Annotated in this window: 2 protein-coding genes; one reads left to right on the top strand and one right to left on the bottom strand. The window is 73.8% G+C overall.

Going from position 1 to position 2,017, the window contains the following annotated elements; translation table 11 throughout:
• Window positions 1-139 precede the first annotated feature (139 nt).
• Complete coding sequence (locus tag AYO52_RS18460) at window positions 140-526, bottom strand: hypothetical protein (protein ID WP_156523653.1); 387 nt, start codon at window positions 524-526, stop codon at window positions 140-142.
• Between AYO52_RS18460 and AYO52_RS15960 the strand changes: the two genes are divergently transcribed.
• A partial coding sequence (locus AYO52_RS15960) for a putative transposase (RefSeq protein ID WP_156523652.1) occupies window positions 510-2,017 on the top strand: 1,508 nt, incomplete at its 3' end. The genes AYO52_RS18460 and AYO52_RS15960 overlap by 17 nt on opposite strands.

Raw genomic sequence — 2,017 nt, 5'->3', positions numbered from 1 at the left:
CGTCGGTCGGCGTGTCGGGAGAGGCTCAGACCTCCGGAAGTAGGGCTCGGGCGTCGCGCTGGCTTGGTGCTTTGGCGACGACACGCCGCCTGAAATCCGTTGAGATCTGGAGGTTTGTGGTTAGCCTGCTGAGGTGTCGTCACAGGCGGAGCAGGTCGAGCTCGACGGGATGCCCGAACCCGGTGTGCTGCGCCGGGTCGTCAGCGACGGCGTGTGCGTGGTCACCTACGGTCGTCTCGTGGTCTACCGCTACGCCTCCGACGATGTCGGGATGCGGAACCTGGCGATCGTGGCGTTGACCGACGCCGGGCGGCGGGTCGATGAGGTCGCCGGCGTCTTCGGGCTGACCGCGACGTATGTCTCGATGCTGCGCGGGCGGGCGGTCCGGGAGGGGTCGGCGGGGCTGGCGCGCCGGCGCGGGCGCCCGGCCAGGCTTGACGCGCGCCAGCGGGCGCAGGCGCTGCGGTGGGCGGGGACGCAGCCAGGGGTGGATCGCCGAGCGGTTCGGGGTGGCTCGTTCGGTCATCGGCCGGGTCCTGGCCGAGGCCGGCCCGGCACCGGTCCAGCCCGGGCTGGAGGACACCTCGGAGACGGTCGTGGCCGACGCGCCCCAGGAGGACGAGCCGCAGGACCAGGCGCCGCAGGACCGGGCGCCGCAGGACCGGGCCGGGGCGCAGGGGTCGGCGCGGATCGCCTCGGGGACCTACCGGTGCCGCTACGCCGGGGCGATGCTGACTCACGCGTTCTTGGACCGGGCAGGCGCCGCGGGGGTCTTCGCCACCCTGACCGGGGCACCGGGGCGGCGCTATGACGATGTCGCGGTCCTGGCCACCGCCACGCTGGCCTTCGCGCTCGGGGCCGGCACGGTCGAGGGGACCAAGCACCTGCGCCGCGCCGACGCCGGGGTCGCGGTCGGGCTGGCCGTGGTCCCCGAGCTGCGCACCCTGCGCACCCGCCTGGGTGCCCTAGCCGACGGGGCCGACCCGTTGGCCGTGCAGCGGACCGTCGCCGCCGGGATGCTCGCCGCGGACCCGGCCACCTCACCGGTGTACTACGTCGATGACCACTTCGTGGCCTATACCGGGGGCCGGCCGGTGGCCAAGGGGTACAACACCCGGCGCCGTCTGGCCGAGCCCGGCCGGGCGGAGACCGTGGTCTGTGACGCCCGGGGCCGGGCGGTGCTCTTCGCCTCCGGCGAACCGTCCGGGCTGACCCGCACCATGCCCGCCGTCCTGGACCAGCTCTGCGAGGTCCTCGGCCCCGATGCACCGATCCTGCTCGGTTTCGACCGCGGCGGGTCCTACCCGCCCGCGTTCACCGCCTGCCGGGAAGCGGGCATGGACTGGATCACCTACCGGCGCGGCGCCCTGGCCCCCACCACCGGGACGGTCAAGCAGTGCACGGCCGAGCGGGAGGGGCGACGCATCAGCGTCGACCTCGCCGAGGAGACCGTACAGATCAACGGTTACGGCCCGGCCCGCCAGCTGACCCTGGTCGAGGACGGCGAGCCGGTCCTGCAGATCCTGACCAGCGACACCTCCGCCGACCCGGCGGCCCTGGTGTACTGGCTCCGCGCGAGGTGGCGCATCGAGAACACCTTCAAGTACGCCGCCGAGCACAACGGCATCAACGCCCTGGCCGACTACACCATGGACACCGGCCCGAACACCGCCAAGATCACCAACCCCGCCCGCACCGCCGCCCGCAAGAGCGTTACCGACGCTGAGGAAGCGCTGGCCACCGCCGAGCGTGCCCTGGCCCAGCTGCTCGCCGGGCCGGGCACCCCCAGAGAGAAGAACGCCGCCCTGCCCGGCATCCACCAGGCGATCGACGCCGCCCGCGACGACCTGACCGCCGCCAAGAAGGTGCTGGGCCCGATCCCGGCGAAGCTGCCCGCCAACGTCATCAACCCCGACGCCAGGCGCGCCCGCCCCCACCTGGCGCGCCGCGGCCTGCAGATGGTCCTGCGCCTGCTGGCGTTCAACGCCGAGGCCTGGCTCGCCGAGCACCTCAACAC

It is taken from the genome of Dietzia sp. 111N12-1 (genome assembly GCF_001658045.1).
In the GTDB taxonomy this organism is placed as follows: Bacteria; Actinomycetota; Actinomycetes; order Mycobacteriales; family Mycobacteriaceae; genus Dietzia; species Dietzia kunjamensis.
Note: the sequence above shows the minus strand (reverse complement) of the source record. Positions and strands in the feature narration are given on the sequence as shown.

Coding starts and splice junctions, on each gene's coding strand:
- AYO52_RS18460 (WP_156523653.1), bottom strand. CDS start 526: ATGACCGAACGAGCCACCCCGAACCGCTCGGCGATCCACCCCTGGCTG.